The organism is Mesorhizobium sp. M7A.F.Ca.US.006.04.2.1, from assembly GCF_004022915.1.
GTDB classification, from domain to species: domain Bacteria; phylum Pseudomonadota; class Alphaproteobacteria; order Rhizobiales; family Rhizobiaceae; genus Mesorhizobium; species Mesorhizobium ciceri.
In genome coordinates this window covers 1-1997 of record NZ_RZQA01001017.1, presented here as the reverse complement: position 1 = coordinate 1997, position 1997 = coordinate 1, and the positions used below count along the sequence as shown (strand labels likewise).

Below are 1997 nucleotides of genomic sequence, written 5' to 3'. Positions count from 1 at the left end.
GTCACCTGTCTGCCGTTCGACGATGACGGCCTTGGCGCCGGCGCCGACACGCACTGGCAGGCGCACATGGGTCTGGCCGCCGGCCTGCAGGTTCTGCAGCTCGACCGGCTTTTCGAGTTCCACGCCATCGGCGATGTCGACAAAATATCCGTCGGCGACGAAAGCCGTGTTCAGCGCGCCGATGGCGTCGTCGCTGCCATAGGGGTCGAGCCCAGGTGCTGCGCTGCCGTCGACCAGCTTTTCCGACAGGCGCTGGAAAGAGACGCCTTCAAGAACCGGCGCTTTGGCGTCGGACTTGCCGTTCAGGATCGACACCACGGTGGAACCGTCGACGATCGGCGCAATGACTTTGGCCAAGGCGGCCGGGTCGAAGTCCGGCACGGTATTCAGCAACCGGCGCAGGTCGGTGTAGTGCCAGGATTCGACGCGCCGCGTCGGCAGGCCGTGCTTGATCGTCTCGATGGCGTCGTCGCGCTTCAGCATCACCGCGCCGTCGCCGGGCAGCAGCGACAACCGGTCGCCGAACGCGTCGATCAACGCTGTCTCGGCCGGTGTCCGCTGCGGTTGTGCGTGCATGTTCATCGGTATTACCTCTGGCATCTCACGCTGCTTCGCCGATCACGCCGGCATAGCCATTGGCTTCCAGGTCGAGCGCCAGCGACTTGTCGCCTGACTTGATGACCTGCCCCTTGTAGAGCACATGCACGGTGTCGGGCACGATGTGCTCAAGCAGGCGCTGGTAATGGGTGATGACCAGGAACGCCCGGTCCGGCGCGCGCAGCGCGTTGACGCCATCGGAAACGATCTTCAGCGCATCGATGTCGAGCCCGGAATCGGTTTCGTCGAGCACGCACAATTTCGGCTCCAGCAGCTTCATCTGCAGGATCTCCGCCCGCTTCTTCTCGCCACCGGAGAAGCCGACATTGAGCGGCCGCTTGAGCATCGCCATGTCCATGCTGAGCGAGGCGGCGGCTTCCTTCACGCGCTTCAAAAATTCCGGGATCTTCAGCGGCTCCTCGCCACGCGCCTTGCGTTGCTCGTTCATCGCCACCTTCAGGAATTCCATGGTGGCGACGCCCGGTATCTCCATCGGATACTGGAAGGCGAGGAAAATGCCTGACGTGGCGCGCTCGGCCGGATCCATTTCGAGGATCGACTGGCCGTTGTAGAGGATGTCGCCTTCGGTCACCTCATAGTCCTCGCGACCGGCGAGGATGTAGGACAGCGTCGATTTGCCCGAGCCGTTCGGCCCCATGATCGCGGCAACCTCGCCGGCTTTCACCGTCAGGTTCAGACCGCGGATGATTTCGGTGCCGTCATCGACGATGCGGGCGTGCAGGTTTCTGATTTCAAGCATTTTTTCGTTTCCTGAATATCTGTCCGGTCAGCCGACCGAGCCCTCAAGCGAGATACCGATCAGCTTCTGCGCCTCGACAGCGAATTCCATCGGCAGTTGCTGGATGACGTCCTTGACGAAGCCGTTGACGATCAGCGCGATCGCCTCCTCTTCAGGGATACCGCGCTGCATGACGTAGAATTTCTGGTCCTCGGAAATCTTCGACGTGGTCGCTTCGTGCTCGAACTGCGCCGTCGAATTCTTGGCTTCCATGTAGGGCACGGTGTGCGCGCCGCACTGGTCGCCGATCAGCAGGGAATCGCAGTTGGTGAAGTTGCGGGCGTTGGTCGCCTTGCGGTGCGCCGAGACCTGGCCGCGATAGGTGTTCTGCGAGAAGCCGGCGGCGATGCCTTTGGAGATGATGCGGCTCGACGTGTTCTTGCCGAGGTGGATCATCTTGGTGCCGCTGTCGACCTGCTGATAGCCGTTCGACACGGCGATCGAATAGAATTCGCCGGAGGAATCATCGCCGCGCAGGATGCAGCTCGGATATTTCCAGGTGATCGCCGAGCCGGTCTCGACCTGCGTCCACGAGATCTTCGAGCGATCGCCACGGCAGTCGCCGCGCTTGGTGACGAAATTGTAGATGCCACCCTTGCCC

The 1997-nt window shown here is 62.1% G+C and carries 2 protein-coding genes and 1 pseudogene; all 3 read right to left on the bottom strand.

Annotated features, from left to right (window positions below):
- Positions 1-582 (bottom strand): annotated as a pseudogene (locus EN925_RS33595) (Fe-S cluster assembly protein SufD); the annotation flags it as partial.
- Between the two features lie 19 nt (positions 583-601).
- Positions 602-1357 carry a Fe-S cluster assembly ATPase SufC gene (gene sufC / locus EN925_RS33590; protein WP_023810312.1) on the bottom strand — a complete coding sequence of 252 codons (756 nt, stop codon included), beginning with the start codon at positions 1355-1357 and terminating at the stop codon, positions 602-604.
- 27 nt (positions 1358-1384) lie between these two features.
- Positions 1385-1997: SufD family Fe-S cluster assembly protein (locus EN925_RS33585; protein ID WP_206633078.1), on the bottom strand; the 613-nt coding region annotated here is incomplete at its 5' end.